General features: G+C 44.4%; 14 protein-coding genes. 3 read left to right on the top strand and 11 right to left on the bottom strand.

Features of this window, described 5'->3' with window-relative positions:
• The first annotated feature begins 166 nt into the window (after positions 1 to 166).
• The gene (locus ABDV94_RS00560; RefSeq protein WP_343603867.1) at positions 167 to 589 is read left to right on the top strand and encodes a DoxX family membrane protein; all 423 of its coding nucleotides are present in this window, start codon (positions 167 to 169) and stop codon (positions 587 to 589) included.
• 111 nt (positions 590 to 700) lie between these two features.
• Here the strand turns inward: ABDV94_RS00560 and ABDV94_RS00555 are convergent, their stop codons facing one another.
• The 8 genes from ABDV94_RS00555 to ABDV94_RS00520 all read right to left on the bottom strand — a co-directional run bounded on the left by ABDV94_RS00555 (position 701) and on the right by ABDV94_RS00520 (position 10,467).
• Positions 701 to 2,854 (bottom strand): polyribonucleotide nucleotidyltransferase, encoded by a 2,154-nt coding sequence (locus ABDV94_RS00555; protein ID WP_343603865.1) that lies wholly within the window; start codon positions 2,852 to 2,854, stop codon positions 701 to 703.
• Between the two features lie 135 nt (positions 2,855 to 2,989).
• Positions 2,990 to 3,259, bottom strand: a complete 270-nt coding sequence (gene rpsO / locus ABDV94_RS00550; protein WP_343603863.1) for a 30S ribosomal protein S15 — start codon at positions 3,257 to 3,259, stop codon at positions 2,990 to 2,992.
• 125 nt (positions 3,260 to 3,384) lie between these two features.
• Entirely contained in the window at positions 3,385 to 3,882 is a 498-nt protein-coding gene (locus ABDV94_RS00545; protein ID WP_343603861.1) for a hypothetical protein, read from the bottom strand.
• A gap of 10 nt (positions 3,883 to 3,892) precedes the next feature.
• Positions 3,893 to 4,813 (bottom strand): hypothetical protein, encoded by a 921-nt coding sequence (locus ABDV94_RS00540; RefSeq protein ID WP_343603860.1) that lies wholly within the window; start codon positions 4,811 to 4,813, stop codon positions 3,893 to 3,895.
• Positions 4,814 to 5,007: 194 nt separating this feature from the next.
• The gene (locus ABDV94_RS00535) at positions 5,008 to 5,568 is read right to left on the bottom strand and encodes a HutD family protein (RefSeq protein WP_343603859.1); all 561 of its coding nucleotides are present in this window, start codon (positions 5,566 to 5,568) and stop codon (positions 5,008 to 5,010) included.
• 51 nt (positions 5,569 to 5,619) lie between these two features.
• Positions 5,620 to 6,465 carry an acetyl-CoA carboxylase, carboxyltransferase subunit beta gene (gene accD, locus ABDV94_RS00530; RefSeq protein ID WP_343603858.1) on the bottom strand — a complete coding sequence of 282 codons (846 nt, stop codon included), beginning with the start codon at positions 6,463 to 6,465 and terminating at the stop codon, positions 5,620 to 5,622.
• A gap of 11 nt (positions 6,466 to 6,476) precedes the next feature.
• Positions 6,477 to 7,550: a class II fructose-bisphosphate aldolase gene (fbaA, locus tag ABDV94_RS00525; RefSeq protein WP_343603857.1), complete on the bottom strand. Its 1,074-nt coding sequence runs from the start codon at positions 7,548 to 7,550 to the stop codon at positions 6,477 to 6,479.
• A 79-nt stretch (positions 7,551 to 7,629) separates the two neighbouring features.
• On the bottom strand, positions 7,630 to 10,467 hold the full coding sequence (locus tag ABDV94_RS00520; protein ID WP_343603855.1) for a BamA/TamA family outer membrane protein: 2,838 nt from the start codon (positions 10,465 to 10,467) through the stop codon (positions 7,630 to 7,632).
• 104 nt (positions 10,468 to 10,571) lie between these two features.
• Between ABDV94_RS00520 and ABDV94_RS00515 the strand changes: the two genes are divergently transcribed.
• Entirely contained in the window at positions 10,572 to 11,300 is a 729-nt protein-coding gene (locus ABDV94_RS00515) for an RNA methyltransferase (protein WP_343603853.1), read from the top strand.
• 535 nt (positions 11,301 to 11,835) lie between these two features.
• Complete coding sequence (locus ABDV94_RS00510; RefSeq protein ID WP_343603851.1) at positions 11,836 to 12,795, top strand: tetratricopeptide repeat protein; 960 nt, start codon at positions 11,836 to 11,838, stop codon at positions 12,793 to 12,795.
• A 105-nt stretch (positions 12,796 to 12,900) separates the two neighbouring features.
• Here ABDV94_RS00510 and ABDV94_RS00505 read toward each other — a convergent pair whose 3' ends face one another.
• The 3 genes from ABDV94_RS00505 to ubiE all read right to left on the bottom strand — a co-directional run bounded on the left by ABDV94_RS00505 (position 12,901) and on the right by ubiE (position 16,339).
• Entirely contained in the window at positions 12,901 to 14,457 is a 1,557-nt protein-coding gene (locus ABDV94_RS00505) for an FAD-dependent protein (RefSeq protein WP_343603849.1), read from the bottom strand.
• A gap of 311 nt (positions 14,458 to 14,768) precedes the next feature.
• Positions 14,769 to 15,491 carry a porin family protein gene (locus tag ABDV94_RS00500; RefSeq protein ID WP_343603847.1) on the bottom strand — a complete coding sequence of 241 codons (723 nt, stop codon included), beginning with the start codon at positions 15,489 to 15,491 and terminating at the stop codon, positions 14,769 to 14,771.
• A gap of 116 nt (positions 15,492 to 15,607) precedes the next feature.
• On the bottom strand, positions 15,608 to 16,339 hold the full coding sequence (gene ubiE, locus ABDV94_RS00495; RefSeq protein WP_343603846.1) for a bifunctional demethylmenaquinone methyltransferase/2-methoxy-6-polyprenyl-1,4-benzoquinol methylase UbiE: 732 nt from the start codon (positions 16,337 to 16,339) through the stop codon (positions 15,608 to 15,610).
• Positions 16,340 to 16,376 lie beyond the last annotated feature (37 nt).

Raw genomic sequence — 16,376 nt, 5'->3', positions numbered from 1 at the left:
GATTACGCAGACTCGCCCTGGCGAGCGCAAATTTTAAATCAGTCGTGTCATTCAACTCAAACAATTGTCTCACCGTCCCTTTAAGTCCGCAAATCTAAAAAGTGTCAAAAATTTGATTTTCAAGCTGATATTCATTAACTTATCCAGAGTTATAAATAGTTGCGTCATGAAAACAATTGTTAGAATGAACAAATGGGCAAACGCTCATACGTCAATTGGTTTGGATGTGCTTCGGATTGGTTTAGGAATCTTTTTGTTCTGGAAGGGAATTCTGTTTGCCGGACAAACAAAAGAACTGACTCATTTAATTGCACCGGATAATCCGGATGCAACCACGCTGATTTTAGCACACTACATCGCCATGTCTCATTTTGCTGGCGGTATCCTGGTCGCGGCGGGTTTACTCACCCGGCTTTCTCTCGCATTTCAATACCCGATTTTGATCGGGGCCGTGATCATTAATTTTACCGGAGCAATGGACGCGCTGGCGCTGACTCAAGCCATCATAGCATTGGTTGTCGCGACATTCTTCCTAATTATTGGTTCCGGGAAACATTCGGTTGATTACACCCTTAAAATGAACGTTTAATCCGGACTTTGAAGAACTAAAATGAGGTTCAGGTCAATGAATTCAAACAAAAACCCCGGGCATTTCGACTTCGCTCAATGCCCGGGGTTTTGATTTTATGCTATCTGCAACTTATTCTGCTTTTGGAGCAGCTTCTGCAGCCGGCTTCTCTGGTCTTGGCAACAACACTTTACGTGACAATTTCCATTTTTTCGTTTTCGGATCTTTACCGACTACTTTAAACTTCAATACGTCGCCTTCTTTTACCACGTCTTCCATTTTCGCTACTTTCTCCCAGGAGAACTCGGAAATATGGATCAAACCGTCAGTTCCAGGAAGGATTTCCACGAAACATCCGAAATCTTTGATCGCTTTTACTTTTCCTTCGTATGTTTCACCTTCTTCCACAGTCGGAGGGAAAGCAATCATACGTACGCGAGACTTCGCTGCAGCCATATCATCTCCGTTGTTGGACATGATCTGAACACGCCCTTCTCCGTTCTCCAATTCTTCGATTGTAATCGTTGTATTGGTATCTTTCTGGATTCCCTGGATGATTTTCCCTCCAGGTCCGATAATTGCACCGATCATATCGTTCGGAACGTTGAACGCTTCGATACGAGGAGTTTGAGGTTTGAAATCCGGATTTGGTTTCGCAATCGTCTCAACAATCTTGTTCAGGATGTGTAAACGACCTGCTTTCGCCTGCTCCAATGCCTGGATCAATACTTCGTATGGCAATCCGTCTACTTTGATATCCATCTGACATGCAGTGATTCCTTTGGAAGTTCCGGTTACCTTGAAGTCCATATCTCCCAGGTGATCTTCGTCACCCAAGATATCAGACAATACGGCAAATTTACCGTCGTCAGCAACCAATCCCATCGCAATTCCGGAAACCGGAGCTTTGATCTGAACACCACCATCCATCAATGCAAGCGTTCCGGCACAAACCGTAGCCATAGAAGATGAACCATTGGATTCAAGGATATCAGATACCAAACGGATCGTGTATGCGTTGTCCTCAGGAAGAACCGGTTTCAATGCGCGCAATGCCAGGTTTCCGTGACCGATCTCACGACGGGAAGTTCCACGAATAGGTTTCGCTTCACCTGTAGAGAACGGAGGGAAGTTGTAATGCAACATGAAAGGCTCAGTTCCACGGAATGTTGCACCGTCAATCATCTGCTCATCCAGTTTACCACCCAAAGTCAGAGTAGTCAACGACTGAGTTTCCCCGCGCGTAAATACTGCTGAACCATGAACCATCGGTAAGTAATCTACCTCTGCCCAGATCGGACGAATCTCGTCGAACTTACGACCGTCCAAACGTTTTTGTTCGTGCAGCATCACCCAACGAACTGCTTTTTTCTTCACTTCGGAGAAATAAGTAGAGATAAACCCTCCTACTTCTGCCAATTCTTCTTCTGTATAGGTTGCTTTCAATTCAGCTTTGATCGCATCGAACAATTCAGAGCGTTTCGCTTTGTTTGCCAATCCCTGACGCGCAACATCCTTACATTTCTCCATTGCGAACTCGTATACTTTCGCTTTCACTTCTTCGTTGTGAGTCTCATGAGAATACTCACGTTTCGGTGAAGAAGTTGGAACTTCAGCTGCCAACTCCAACTGGAATGCACATTGTTCTTTGATGGATTCGTGAGCCAATTTGATCACTTCAACCATTTCCAATTCTGAAATCTCTTTCATTTCACCTTCCAGCATCACGATGTCTTTTACAGTACCTGCAATCATGATATCGATATCTGAAACTTTCATTTCAGCCACTGTCGGGTTAATGATGTATTGACCATCTACACGTCCTACACGTACTTCTGACATCGGTCCGTTGAACGGAATATCTGACACTGCAATTGCAGCAGATGCAGCCAAACCACACAATGCATCCGGGTTGTTCACTCCATCGTAAGACAACAACTGAATCATCAACTGAACTTCAGCATGGTAGTCATCCGGGAACAATGGACGCAAAGCACGGTCCACCAAACGCATGATCAAAATTTCACCTTCGGAAGGACGAGCCTCGCGACGGAAGAATCCACCCGGGATACGGCCTGCTGCGGCGAATTTTTCTTTATAGTCTACTGTTAACGGAAGGAAATCTACTCCTTCTTTTGCTTCTGGTGCGGCAACTACTGTCGCTAGGAGCATTGTATCTCCCATGCGCAACACCACTGATCCATCGGCTTGTTTAGCCAGTTTTCCGGTCTCGATGGAAATTTCTTTCCCGCCGGTCATAATGGATTTTTTGATTCCTATATTCATATCTGTTTTTTACATGTTTATTTTTTTGTTGGTACGCGATGCATCCCGTACCAACAAAAAAGGGGACAGCGGAATAATCCGTCAAGCCCCCTCTTTAATACTATGCCAATGGGATCACCCCATTGAGAATACATCTTAACGACGTAATCCTAATTCTTTTACCAACGCACGGTACTTCTCGATATCCTTTTTCTTAAGGTAATCTAACATACTACGACGTTTACCAACCAACAACTGCAAAGATCTTTGTGTTCCGTAATCTTTACGGTTCTTTTTCAAATGCTCCGTTAAGTGAGCGATACGAAATGTGAACAAAGCAACTTGTGCTTCTGTAGAACCTGTGTTTGTTTCTGAACCTCCGTGTTTTGCGAAGATTTCTTTCTTTTTAGCTGAATCTAAATACATGCCAATATTACTTGAATAATTATTATGTAGAATCCCAACTTTTGGAATTACAGCGCAAAGATAACAGATAATTCCGAATTGCGAATTACAAATGCCGAATTATTCTGAATTGGTCGTTAAAAAGTTTACTTTTCATCATACACTTTCAGCATCTTTTGGTATTTTTTAAACCTATTTTTAAAAGAATAGTTCACTGTTGCGAAAGTACAACTCCAATAAATAAACTCCATGCCATTTGATGCCGTATGCTCGTATTTTTGAGATTTTTCGAAATTGATCCATACTCCAGAATCTTTGGTGCGGTACTGAATGGCTTCGTATTTCCTGTCATCTAAGGTGATGAGTTCATGTTTGGTGGTATCCAGAAACAGATCGAATGTCGCGGAATCCACTTTCACCCAATCTTCAAGTATATCCAATTTCACATGAATTTGCTGATTGGCAGAATCTTGCGGGTAAATCTCAATTCCTGAAATAATACGTTTACCACCTGAATACCCAGCAGCAACATATAGGGCTCGTTTCCGACCATACCAGTAATGATCCTGAGAATGTGAAACAAAATTGCAAAGGAAAATGAACGGAAGAACGAAATGAATAATTCGGAATTGGGAATTACTCATTCGCAATTAGTTATAGTCCTCCGTCTGAAACGTACTGGCTGTCTTTGAAGATGCGCACTTTGAGCAAAACGCCGTCCCGGTCATACACAAAGACTTTTCCGTCTTTTAACTGGCCGTTCCGGAATAATCCGTCGATCCAGATTTCGTCAGACTCCGTGTAAAGTTTATTGAATCCATTCGGCTGGAACACGGTTCCTTTTGCCACACGCGGTGCATGTACATATGGTGCGCTCATAGCAGCATTCCGGGGATGATTTACCGGGCTTGAATCCTGGATACGTTCAATTTTATTGACGACGCTTTGGATTTCCGGGTTTTCAGTGCTCACATTACGTGGCGTTCTCACACTCAGATAAGTTGAATACAGTTGCGGGTAATTTTGAGACAACCAGGCAAAATTTACTTCTGCATTCCGCGACTGGTTTTGATGCATCGATTCTTCCACCCAAAACTGGTAAGCAAACGGTGTGCTGAACGCACGTTTTGCAAAAAACACCTGTCCTGCAACCATTTCGCGGTTATGGAAGAACATTCTGCAATCAAACAAGGCATTGTGTGCTTCGAGTATTTGTGATGGAACAATATTTCTTGGAACCGTACTTGCCTGTGTCAATTCGCCTTTCTGATCGAAACGGAAATAAGCTCCTCCGGGTCTGTTATCCAGGTATTCCCCGATCAAACGCGGTGTTTTTCCATCCGGATAATAGCAAATCCACGCTCCATATTTGCGGCCTTTGATGTAACGCCCTTCTTTTCTTTTGGAACGACTATCCAGCGAAGTAGCATCATTATCTTCATTAACCACCCAGTACCCGGTTCTTTTTCCATGTGTATCCAAGCGATTCAAAGTATCTGAATCATGCTCTTTTGCACCCCATCCGGAATTGGATAATAACAGTAAGAAAGGAAGTATGCTTATTATTTTATTCAAGGTACTGTATGTATTAGTTTCGCAATAGTTTTCAGTTGAACGAATATAATATTTTAGCCTATACTCCCCCGTGCCTGATGAAAATATTTTCCTAACAAATGAATATTCATACTATTTCAACGAATAATCCGTTTCAGTACAATTTATGGCAGTAAATCCCCCGTAAACAAGGTGAAAAATGACCTGAAAAGGTTCTATTCGGACCGCAGCATCCTGATAATGATCACCCTTGCCCTTTCCAAAGTCAAACAAACGGAATCACTCTGTCCGTTTGGAAGCAATACGGCAGAGGCATCGATTCGCTGGCCTTCAGACTCCAAAATTCCCTGGTGAAGATACACCGCAGTCACATCCGGTTCCCATTGAACCTGTTTTCCGGCTTCCCATATCTGAACCGAAACAACAGGAGCGTAAACGGGTTTGAATATGAGATTAAAATCCATCAGTTTTCCTTTGCCGTGTGTTTTCCAGCTTCCTTTGAAACGAGCCAGTTCAAAGGTGTTCACCGATTGATTTAGAATTCCTTTTTCTGTCTGGTGTTCCATTTCCAGGCTTCCTTCGAGCGGGATCAGGATACGTTCATACCCGTCGAATACCGTGAAATCGGATTCTTCGGTCTCCACGACCGCAGAACTGATCCTCCAATCAAAATTGCGTTCGGAAAGACTTGCTCCTTCCGGGAAAATAATCAATTGCGTCGTGGTTCCTCCCGACCAGGAGGAAATCAGGAAGTGGTTTGCTGTTACAATCTTCATGGCAAAAAAATCCCCTTGACTGAGCCAAGGGGAAATCTGTATTTAATGAATTTATGATCTGAACAATTTCAGTGAATGCCCCAGTGTTTCTTTCAATTCTGTTCTGTTTACAATGTAATCCAGGAATCCGTGTTCCAAAACGAACTCGGAAGTCTGGAAACCATCCGGCAGGTCTCTACCGATTGTTTCTTTCACAACACGAGGTCCTGCAAAACCGATCAATGCTTCCGGCTCGGCGATATTGATATCTCCCAGCATCGCAAAGGAAGCGGTTACACCTCCGGTTGTCGGATCTGTCAGGTAAGAAATGTACGGCAGTTTATTTTTCGACAGCAAGCTCAGTTTTCCGGAAACTTTTGCCATCTGCATCAGGGAAAATCCTGCTTCCATCATCCGCGCACCTCCGGATTTGGAAATGATCATGAAAGGGGCTTTCAATTCGATTGCTTTATCAATTGCACGGGCAATTTTCTCTCCCATTACCGATCCCATAGAACCTCCTACGAATGCGAAGTCCATTGCTGCAACTACAAACGGGAACCCATCCAGGTCTCCGTATGCTGTGCGGATTGCATCTTTTAACCCGGTAGCTTTCTGAGTAGCCTTGATTCGGTCGGTGTATTTCTTGGTATCTACGAAATCAAGCGGGTCGCCTGAAGTTACTTTCTCGTTCAGTTCCGTGTATTTTCCGTCGTCAAACAACAAGTGGAAATATTGCTCGGAACCAATGCGCTCATGGTTGGAACAACGGTCACAAACCCATGCATTTTTCTCCAGGTCCTGAGCCGTGAAAACGGTTTTACATCTGGAACACTTACTCCAAAGTCCTTCCGGAGTTTCTTTTTTATCTTTTGTAGAGGTAGTAATACCTTCTTTGGAACGTTTAAACCAACTCATATCACACTTCTTTATTTAGTCAATGTATTTACGTTATTCAGATCCGAAAAGGATTGCTCCAAACGCTTCACGAATGTCAATTCACCTTCACGAAGCCATTTTCTCGGGTCGTAGTATTTCTTGTTCGGTGAATCTTCCCCTTCCGGGTTACCGATCTGGGTTCTCAGGTAGTCGATTTTTGAATCGATGTAATCGCGCACACCTTCTGTGAAGGCGAACTGAAGATCCGTATCAATATTCATTTTGATCACCCCGTAACCAATTGCTTCGCGGATTTCTTCTACGGTAGAACCGGAACCTCCGTGGAATACGAAATCAACCGGATTGTGGCCTGTATTGAATTTTTCCTGAACGAAATTCTGGGAATTCAACAAAATTTTCGGTGTCAGCTTCACATTACCCGGCTTGTATACTCCGTGTACGTTTCCGAAAGCAGCTGCGATTGTAAAACGTGGGCTCACTTTCATCAATTCTTCGTATGCGTATGCTACTTCTTCAGGTTGTGTATACAATTTGGATGAATCCACGTCGCTGTTGTCCACTCCGTCTTCTTCACCACCTGTAATTCCAAGCTCGATTTCCAATGTCATCCCGATCTTGCTCATGCGCGCCAGGTATTCCTTGCAAATCTCAATATTCTCTTCAATCGGTTCTTCGGATAAATCCAGCATGTGGGAAGAATACAACGGTTTCCCGGTTTCTTTGAAGAACTGTTCGCCGGCATCCAATAACCCGTCTACCCATGGAAGCAGGTTTTTCGCACAGTGGTCCGTATGCAGAATCACCGTCACACCATAAGCTTCCGCCAAAGCATGTACGTGTTTCGCACCGGAAATCCCTCCTAAAATAGCCGCTTTTTCATCTTTGTTTGAAAGACCTTTTCCGGCAAAGAAGTGTGCTCCTCCGTTTGAGAACTGGATAATCACCGGTGAATTCAATTTCGCAGCAGTTTCCATCACTGCATTCACGGTAGAAGTACTCGTAACATTCACTGCAGGAAGCGCAAACCCTTTTTCTTTTGCAAAGCGGAAAATTTCCTGAACTTCATCTCCGGAAGCAACTCCAGGTTTAATAGAATAAGCCATTTTAGTCAATATTTGGGGTGTAAAAGTAATGAAAAGCACCAAACAATGACCAAGAAAGTATAAAAATCAGCTTGGAATATCAGAATGGTAAACCGATTCCGAAATGAAGGTACGGGCGGTACAGGTTCTTCGGAATGAATTTCCGGTACTCTGTACCATAGACCGCTTCTGCTTTTGTATAAAACTCAGACTTGTCGGTGAAGATCCAGCGTTCTCCGGCAGGAAGCGACGGAATGTGAATCGGGAATCCCAAATCCAGACGGAAGAGGAAATAGGTGAAATCGAATCGCAATCCATACCCTACCGAGACTCCCAGTTCCTTATAAAAATTGGCAGAAATCTGCCCGCCAGGGCGATTTGGATCTTCTTTCCGCGTCCAGATATTCCCGGCATCGGTAAAAAATGCATGGTTCAGAATTCCTGTTCCCATTCCGAAACGGTATTCCAACGACATATTGAAGCGAATATCCCCAATTTGGGTAATCACAAAGTTTGGATCCAGCAATCCCTGGTATGCACCCGGCCCGAGTGTTCGCGCAACCCATCCGCGGTTGTCATTCGATCCCCCCGCAAAGAAGGAATAATCATACGGCAGGGAAATCGGGGAGTTTTTCATCGGGAAACCAACTCCTGCCATCGTTCTGAAAGCAAGTACGCTGTGTTTCCCTGTCTTGTAATAGGCAATGATCTTATTGTCGACAACGGAAAATTGAGCGTATGAAATTCCGAGGAACAATTTGTGACCTGCGGTATCATACTTCGGATCAATGGACGTGATCGCATTCAGGACATTCCCTGCAATGGAGAAACTTCCTGAATAGGTAAAACGCAGTTTCGGTGTTTTACGGATTGTTTTTTTGTCGTTATCAAAGTCGTACGTCACTCTGAAATCTTCCCAGATAAACTGATCCCGGTAAGCATTTTTCAGGAATAAATCGTTCAGCGCGTTCAGTTTCGCCGTGAATTCCGGTTGTGGTTTCAGAGAAACGTATTTGATGACCGAGGCCCCCGGCAAACCAAAAGAAACTGACTGTGTTTTCCCGTCTCCGACCAAAAATTTATAGATGTAGTTGAACTGAAGTACACTTCGGGAGAAGTCTGTTCGCTTCTGGTAGTTGTATGCGCTGGAAAGTTCCGTTCGCGGACGCTGTCTTTTTCCCAGGATGGTGACTCCGAACGGAAAGAGTCCCGGGATATCGAGTTTCGCGGACGGCCCGATTTCTTTCGTATTTAAGCTTCGATCCTGTGTTTTGATTTTATTTCCGTTTGCATCCTTGGAGAAGACACTCGGGTTGGACTCAAAACCTCCGGAAATGGAGAAAACGAAGTTGGTTCCGGTCCGGAAAATATTCTTGTTATTGTAGTTTAGAGACGCACTCAATCCGAGGAAACCGTTGGAGTTCTTGGCTTTCGGCTCGAAACTGAAACTCTGTTTGGTAGCCGGAACCAGCTGATAATCCACCTTTACAATGCCGCTTCCCGGGTAAGTCTCCGTGATTTCCGGTTTGATCACGGAAAATAAATTCAGTTGCACCAAACGTTCAAAGGAACGCTCCAGGTAGTATTCTTTGTAATAGTTGTTGTTTTCCAGGTAGTTCTGGGCTTCAATCAACGAAGGACTCACGAAGAGCTTTCCGTTGTAGTAAAAGGTTGCCACCCGGTGCGGATCAAAATCGATACTGTCTTTGTATTTCCCCAGCAGATTTCGGTTTACCTGGCTTTTAATAATGACTTTATGTCCTACGGTGTCTGATGCGATATAGTCTTCGACCGGCTTCCGGATTTTCTTGAATACCGTGTCTTTCAGGGTAATCAGAAAACCGTTTTGCTTCATATCCAGCCCTTTTGCAGCAACATCTGCTTTAAAATTCCCTTTATATGAGCTGGTATCAGCAAAATGGAAGCTCACCCCTTTTACCCGTGTGGAAACATGGGGAATATAGGTCACGTTTTTCGGGTTATTCTTATCCTGGATAGCGCGGTCTCCCAAAATAATGGTGAAAGTCATGCGCAGTCCTGCTCCGGAAGCGTTGGAAACCCGACTGGTATCTGCCTTGTAGGAAACATTGGATTCCACAAACCCGAAATAGGTTTGATCGCGCATATAACTGGCCACTTCTCCCCTGTAAGCACTGAATTTATCCGCATCAAACGGAAGGTTAACGACTTTTTTGTCAATGATTGCCGCTTTGAAATCCGGGTTTAATCCCTGTTTGTCGCCATGTTTCTTGATAAATTCTTCAAAATCATGGGCAACGGATGCGTTGTTGCAGATCAGTTTTACGGTATCGATGTAATAACGCGCTCCGGTTGTGATGTTGTATGTTGCGATTACTTTCCGCTTCTTGACACTGGTATTAAACTTGCGGCGGATGGTGTCAAAACGGCTGCTCACTTCCGAATAAAAATATCCCTTGGAGTGCATGTATGCCTGAATCTGCTCCTGGGAGCGAAGCCTGGCCCCTGTATCGGCAATGACCGGCGCTTCCCCGAATTTGTATTTGATCAGCTGACGGAGTGTTAAGTTCGGATCAAGCGTATCGCGCAGGCGGACTCTTTTGTAGATGTAATCCGGCTCACCCTTCCGGATGGCACGATCTCTTCTTCGTTTATTGATCCGGATTTCACGGTCTGCTTTTTTGATATTTTTGGCGTTCAGCCTGTCCAGCTTCCGGATTCTCCCCCGCTCAGTCTTTACACTGTCGATTGAATTGTACATGTAGAGGCGCAACGGAATTCCGATCACTTTCAGGTTGGGCTTTTGTTTCAAAACCTCTTCCACTTCTGAAACACTAATCTTATCTCCCTGAACAACGATTTGATTTTTGACAAGCAGGTGCTTATCCTCCGGAATGAGCCTGGTTGACGAACAGCCTTCAAAAGCAAAAACGACCGTAAGCATTACGAATACGCGCATGAATTTAAGTTGCTCAAAAGGCCTCTCCATAGGACAAAAATAAGAAACCAAAACAAAAATTCATTTTAAACGAAGTGAATTTGGTAAGTTTGACAAAAAAATGAGTGGAACCTCTTTCTAAAGCAAAACAAAAATGGATCAGGTCTCTGCATCAGAAAAAGAACCGGGATCTGGAAGCTCTTTTCGTTGCAGAAGGCGAAAAATCCGTCCTGGAGGGAATCCAGGCTTTTGCTTCGCATTTGGAATTCATTGTTGCACTTGACGCGTTTGCTTCGCAAATTCCGGGCCAGTTTCACACGCGTACATTCACCGTTTCCACCAAAGAACTGGAACAAATCTCCGAGCTGAAAACCCCGAACAAATGCATTGCTGTATTCAGACGTCCGGAAGTTGTAGCGGATGAAACCGGCTTAACCATCGCCCTGGACGGGATCCAGGATCCGGGAAATATGGGAACGATTCTGCGCCTGGCCGATTGGTTCGGAGCCAAACAAATCGTCTGTTCCAAAGACACAGTGGATTGTTACAATTCCAAGGTTATCCAATCTTCCATGGGGGCTATTTACCGCATTCCGGTTCACTATGTGGACCTGGCAGCTTATTTGCGACAGGCATCCCGGCAGAAATTCGGCGCGATGCTGAATGGAAAGCCTTACAAGGAAGTGGCATATCCAAAAGATGCCATCCTGATCATGGGAAATGAAGGAAAGGGGGTCAGACCGGAGATTGAAGCCTTGTTTGACGTTCCGGTGACTATTCCGCGTTTCGGGGAGGCCGAGTCCCTGAATGTGGCTACTGCAACGGCTATTCTCCTGGCGGAAATCGTAAGCTGATTCTCTTCTCAAAGACCATTTCATCTAAAACAAGCCCCGGCTGCAGATACACATATCCGGTAACCTGACACACTTATCAATTCAGCGGAAGCAGATATCAATCGGGCAAAATCCGCACTGAAAACAAGTTTATTTTTGTATTGAAAGGGCAGGAATAATTGTCCATTCACCGTTCGCTATCTGAATTACCGTACGCATCGGCCAGATTCTAAAGGCGTTCACAGAAATTAGCATAACACCAAAAGCATATTCGAAAACTCATTTATTCCGCAGGCTGTGATTCCGTTGTAACTCTCAAATAAACGTTCAGGTCTCCTTCCAGTAGAACTGATAAACAACAGCCTGCGGTTTTTTTCGATATAACCATTAGATAACTGATCCGTCAGAACACTGTCCCGGATTGATCTGCACCATCATCCGAACTTACTATTACCAATCAGCAACCCAAGGAAAAAGGGAACCGGAATGAGATTACATTCCGGTTTTTCCGTTTTAAGTCAAAAAAAGATACTTTTGGTCATTCATACAATCCATCATGAAACTGTTTGTCCTGATTTTCCTCATCTGTTCTGCTTCTTCCGCATTTTCGCAATTCGGGCCGCCGGCTGACACCAGCAAATATGCTTCATACCGGCTTTCCGTGCGAATTGCAAACAACCGCATTCAAACAGACAGTACGAATGCAGAAGCATACATCCAGCGCGGGTATTACCTCGACCTGTTGCAGGATTTTGACGGGGCGCTGCGCGATATTGATAAATACCTGTCGCTAAGACCTGCCAATGCGATGATTTATAAATCGCGGGCAAAAGTCAATTATGAAAAGGGGGATCTCAAACAGGCTGTTATTGATATTTCAAAAGCTCTGGAACTCGATCCGCAATTTGATGAAGCCCGCCAGGAACGCTCCACGCTTTATTACAAATCCGGGGATTTCGACGCCTGTAAATCGGACCTGTTGTTTCTTCTGAAGAAAACTCCGGACAACCTGGCTCTGATCCTGTATTTGGGTTATTGTGAAACAAAACAGGAAAATTTCCCGAAAGCCATTACTCATTTCCGGACCATTCTTTCCAAGGATTCGCTTTACAAAGAAGCTTATAACAACATCGGTTACTGCTACTACCGCATGGGAGACAATGTGAAGGCGCTGCAGGCAATCAACAAAGCGATTCAATTGGATCCGAGATACCCGGAAGCTTACGACAAACGTGCTCAGATTAAAATTTCGACCTCCGACTATACCAGTGCCCTGGAAGATTTGAACAAAGCACTCATGTACAACCCGTTCTTAACAACTTCTCTGAACAACCGTGCCATGGTCTTCATCGAGCAAAAAAAGTACAATGATGCGCTGGGAGACGTCAACCTCTTATTGCAACTCGTTGAACCGACTCCCGACGTTCTGGAAATGCGCGCCAAAATCTACAAGGAACTCGGTGATTTTAAACACATGGAAGAAGATTTGAAATTTGCGGAGGAACTGAGGAAATAATTTGTAATTACGAATGCCGAATTACGAATTCCTAATGCCGAATTACAAATTGAAAAGAAGGCTGAGCGGAGTCGAAGTCTCTTTTCAATTGTCAATTATCCATTTTCAATTCAAATCGTAGTACGTTTTCACAGCGTCCGCGCATTTCATCCCATCTATCGCAGCTGAAATGATTCCTCCTGCATATCCTGCACCTTCTCCACATGGGAACAAGCCTTTGGTATTGACACTCATACAAGTTTCCGGATCTCTCGGAACTGAAACGGGGCTTGAAGTCCTGGATTCCGGAGCGTGCAATACGGCATCATTGGTCAGAAACCCCCGCATCTTACGGTCGAAATCCACAAATGCTTTTCGCAGTCTTTTTGCAACGAAATCGGGTAAAACGGTATTCAAATCAACGGAAACAACTCCCGGCTGGTAAGAGGATCGCGGAAAGTCTTTCGATTGCTTTCCTTCCACAAAATCTTTGAGGCGCTGAGCCGGTACGGCTTGTGTGCTTCCTGCCGCTTTCCAGCATGTTTGTTCTACCTGCTGTTGAAATTCCAGGCTCACAAACGGGTTATTGGGTGAATAATTCGGTAATTCTGTTGGTTCCACACTCACCACGATTCCGGAATTGGACGTGGCGTTATTGCGTTTGGAAGGAGACCAGCCGTTGGTAACTACTTCTCCAGGTTCTGTAGCGCAGGGAGCAATAATTCCTCCCGGACACATACAAAACGAGTAGACTCCCTTCTCCTCTACCTGCGTCACCAATGCATACGATGCCGGAGGAAGGAAAGAATCGTTCAATCTTCCGTGATATTGAATTTCATCAATCAGCGCCTGTGTATGCTCGACACGAACGCCCAGAGCAAAAGCTTTTGCCCGGATCGTCACTTGTTTGTCATGCAAGAGGTAAAAAATATCCCGCGCCGAATGCCCCGTTGCCAGGATCAATGCTTCACAGGGAATTTTCTCCGTTTGATTGATCTCAATAGCAGCCACTGCACCGTTCCGGATTTCCAGATCGGTCAGTTTGGAATCGAAATGCACTTCTCCTCCGTATTCCAGGATGAAATTGCGCATGGCAACGATGATCTTCGGAAGTTTATTCGTCCCGATATGCGGATGTGCGTCAACGATAATGTCTTCGTCTGCCCCGAAATGAACAAACCATTTCAATGCTTTCATCACGTCTCCGCGTTTTTTGGAGCGCGTATACAATTTTCCATCGGAATAGGTTCCCGCACCGCCTTCTCCGAAACAGTAATTCGATTCAGAATGAACGATGTGTTCTTTATTCAGCCGGGCCAAATCTCTTCGTCTGGAACGCACATCTTTTCCACGTTCAAAAATGACTGGTTTCAATCCCAGTTCCAAAGCACGCAAACCGGCATACAATCCGGCCGGACCTGCTCCTACAATGTGAACGATCTTCGAATCTGCAGTTACTTGCTGCGGGTGAAATTCCGCGTCAAATTCAGGAATAATTCCATCCGGAAACACGTCAAAAGTTGCGTTGATTTTGATTTCCCGCTTACGTGCGTCAATCGAACGCTTATACCATTTATAGGCAAAAGGAGCATCTTTTTTCAGCTTTAATTCGTTGGAAATAGCCGCACGGATGAACACTTCATCTCTGGCTTCTTCGGGAGAAAATTGGAATTGTACCTGCATTTAAAATCTTATCTCAGTCTTTCTACATCATCGGAATACCCACATGGAGTTACAAGCGCTTATCCCACCTTTTTCATTGCCAAAAAGGTGGAGCCAAAAGTCTCGTTCTGTACTTGTTAACTTGAAAATTACGTGTCATTCCACTTTCTGCACCCCAACTCGCAAACGCTCTTAGTTGATTTTTGTACTAAAAATCAGAGAGCTGAACTCTGACAGGGGGCGGAAAACGCTTCATCCCGCTCATTTTCTACGCTAACAGCGTAAGGAACCAACGAATAGGTAACTATTCATTTTTATTGTAACATCAATTCCTAGCCTTCAAAGATAAGCGAAAACCAAAGTACTTTGTTGTATAAACGATCGATTGGTAATGATACCGGTGTGTTATCCTGGATAAAAGAGCTTCTGAAGCTTTGGGAAAACTTGACCTCAAAACCAAATTTGAAGTACGGAGCAAACCACTCCAAACCTCCCCCAACTTGTCCCTGGAAATCGTGGGCTTTGATTTTCACAAACGGGTCGATGAAGTTTTGGGAAGCATCTTCCTGCGACTGTAAATCATAGGAGTATTGCCCGCCGACCAAAACATAAGCTGCAAAATTATTGATTCTCAGCGTACGGAACTGGAGCATCAGCGGGAAATCCAGGTTTGTGGAGTTCACGCGCTCTTCCTGCATGATGTCGTTGGTTTGTGCCGGATTGGGATTGGCATAGTAATACTGGATTGCGCGTTCCTGGAAAGATAAGGTCGGGATGAAACGCAGACGCACAATCGGGTGCCCCAGTTTCAACGTGGTAACAATTCCTACCTGGCCTCCCGGCTGGCGTTTCGTTTCCAGTGATTTTACTCCGTAACTGGAATAGGCATCCGTAGCCGGAATGGCTTTAAAATTCGCCATATTCGCCCCGAGCATAAACCCGAAGTGAATCCAGCGGTCATCGAAACGACGGTAATTTTTCGTTTTTTCCGGCTGCGCAAAAAGCGTTGTGGAGAATAAGATCCCTACAACTGTAATGCCCCATATTTTACTCATACCTTTCAAACGGTGTTTGATTTTTTTTATTTTAAAAAAATCAGTTCAAGGGGTTAAATGTTTAAAAAGCTGACACTTTTACCCATTGAACTTGTTCATCTTTTGCTCTTCCCCGGTTATTTCACTCCCGAATAAATGGTCGCAATTCCACCGGAAACCAAACGTGCAGCGACACGCTGATAGCCCAACTTTGACAGAATATCCGTAAAGTCCTTCCCTTCCGGAAAAGCCGCTACCGACTCCGGCAGGTAAGCATACGCTTTATCGTCTTTCGAAATACGCTTCCCGAAAAACGGTATGACATATTTGGAATGAAATGCATAGTACTGTTTCACCGGGAATTTCTTCGGTTTGGAGAATTCCAGAATGATCAGTTTTCCACCCGGACGCACCACGCGCAGCATTTCCGAAAGTCCTTTTTCCAGGTTTTCGTAGTTACGCACCCCGAAACCTACGGTCAGTGCATCGAAGTAATTATCTTCAAAAGGAAGATTTTCGGAGTCTCCCAATTTCATGGAGATAACATGATCAAATCCTTTTTTCTTCATTTTTTCGCGCCCCACTTCGAGCATTCCTTCCGAAATATCCATCCCGATAATTTCAGTCGGATTCAGGCGCAGCAAACCGATTGCAAAATCTCCGGTTCCCGTTGCCAGATCAAGGATGCGCTTCGGCTGGATTTCCTTCAGCATGTTTACCGCCTTCCGTCTCCAGATCCGGTCGATCCCAACAGATAAAAAGTGATTCAAAAAATCATAGCGTTTGGAGATTTTGTTAAACATCTCTGCTACTTCTTCTTTTTTCGATTTATCCTGGTTGCCGTATGGTTTTACTACTTTTTTCTCCATCCTTCCTTATAATTGATACTGGAAAATTCAGAATTCA

The sequence above is a fragment of the Fluviicola sp. genome, from assembly GCF_039596355.1.
Taxonomy (GTDB): domain Bacteria; phylum Bacteroidota; class Bacteroidia; order Flavobacteriales_D; family Crocinitomicaceae; genus Fluviicola.
The sequence above is the reverse complement of the archived record's forward strand: the minus strand, read 5'-3'. Positions and strand labels throughout refer to the sequence as shown.

Coding starts and splice junctions, on each gene's coding strand:
- ABDV94_RS00560 (WP_343603867.1), top strand. CDS start 167: ATGAAAACAATTGTTAGAATGAACAAATGGGCAAACGCTCATACGTCA.
- ABDV94_RS00555 (WP_343603865.1), bottom strand. CDS start 2,854: ATGAATATAGGAATCAAAAAATCCATTATGACCGGCGGGAAAGAAATT.
- rpsO (WP_343603863.1), bottom strand. CDS start 3,259: ATGTATTTAGATTCAGCTAAAAAGAAAGAAATCTTCGCAAAACACGGA.
- ABDV94_RS00545 (WP_343603861.1), bottom strand. CDS start 3,882: ATGAGTAATTCCCAATTCCGAATTATTCATTTCGTTCTTCCGTTCATT.
- ABDV94_RS00535 (WP_343603859.1), bottom strand. CDS start 5,568: ATGAAGATTGTAACAGCAAACCACTTCCTGATTTCCTCCTGGTCGGGA.
- accD (WP_343603858.1), bottom strand. CDS start 6,465: ATGAGTTGGTTTAAACGTTCCAAAGAAGGTATTACTACCTCTACAAAA.
- fbaA (WP_343603857.1), bottom strand. CDS start 7,550: ATGGCTTATTCTATTAAACCTGGAGTTGCTTCCGGAGATGAAGTTCAG.
- ABDV94_RS00520 (WP_343603855.1), bottom strand. CDS start 10,467: ATGCGCGTATTCGTAATGCTTACGGTCGTTTTTGCTTTTGAAGGCTGT.
- ABDV94_RS00510 (WP_343603851.1), top strand. CDS start 11,836: ATGAAACTGTTTGTCCTGATTTTCCTCATCTGTTCTGCTTCTTCCGCA.
- ABDV94_RS00505 (WP_343603849.1), bottom strand. CDS start 14,457: ATGCAGGTACAATTCCAATTTTCTCCCGAAGAAGCCAGAGATGAAGTG.
- ABDV94_RS00500 (WP_343603847.1), bottom strand. CDS start 15,491: ATGAGTAAAATATGGGGCATTACAGTTGTAGGGATCTTATTCTCCACA.
- ubiE (WP_343603846.1), bottom strand. CDS start 16,339: ATGGAGAAAAAAGTAGTAAAACCATACGGCAACCAGGATAAATCGAAA.